Origin of the sequence: Cetobacterium sp. ZWU0022, assembly GCF_000800875.1 — a bacterium.
Lineage (GTDB): Bacteria > Fusobacteriota > Fusobacteriia > Fusobacteriales > Fusobacteriaceae > Cetobacterium_A.
This window is the reverse complement of record NZ_JRJZ01000149.1, coordinates 1-699: the sequence shown is the minus strand read 5'-3', so window position 1 is coordinate 699 and position 699 is coordinate 1. Positions and strand designations below refer to the sequence as shown.

Annotated in this window: 1 protein-coding gene; it reads left to right on the top strand. The window is 23.0% G+C overall.

The genetic code is table 11. From position 1 onward, the window contains the following. Positions 1–532: 532 nt before the first annotated feature. Positions 533–691: a hypothetical protein gene (locus tag L988_RS13720; RefSeq protein ID WP_156111958.1), complete on the top strand. Its 159-nt coding sequence runs from the start codon at positions 533–535 to the stop codon at positions 689–691. The last annotated feature ends 8 nt before the right edge of the window (positions 692–699 follow it).

The following is a 699-nucleotide window of genomic DNA, read 5'->3' as shown; positions in this document are numbered from 1 at the left end:
TTTGTTAAGCATAGACAAGAAAAAACAGATGATACAATTGAATTTGAAAAAACTTTAATTTTAAAAACTAAAAATTTTGAATTTGTAGAATATGGTACTAAATTATATATAGTTGATGATATAGAACATCAAACAATTTTATTTTCAAGTGAATATTAAAAAAAGTTATAGCAAAAAGCTATAACTTTTGACAAGTGTCATAATACACTCTAACCAATAGTATTATAACATTTTATTATTATAAAATCAAAAAAATAACTAATAGACTTTGCTTCAAGTTGAAGCAAAGTTTTACTAAAAATATTTTTAAAATCAATAAAATAACTTGACTTTATACCGTATACGGTATATAATGTATATTGTAGGGAGGTGATATTCCTTGATAACAGCTTTGTTAGTAGCTTTTATAGCAAAACTTCCTGAAATCTCTAAAGAGATTAGGGAATGGATAATTTGGTATGAAAGTAAAAAAAAGTAGTTACAAAGGTTGAGAGTGCAATCTCAACCTCCCTATAAATATGGAGGTGATAATATGAATTATATCTTACTAATTATATTCTTTTTACTTTTATGTTTAATAGTTAATGTGATAAGTCCATTTATTAGAAATCTTCTTAAATTTAAAGATAATCAAGAACTAGAGAATAACTTAGGTGGAAAATTAGTTAAATTTTTTTATAAAAAAAAATAGAGAGAAGT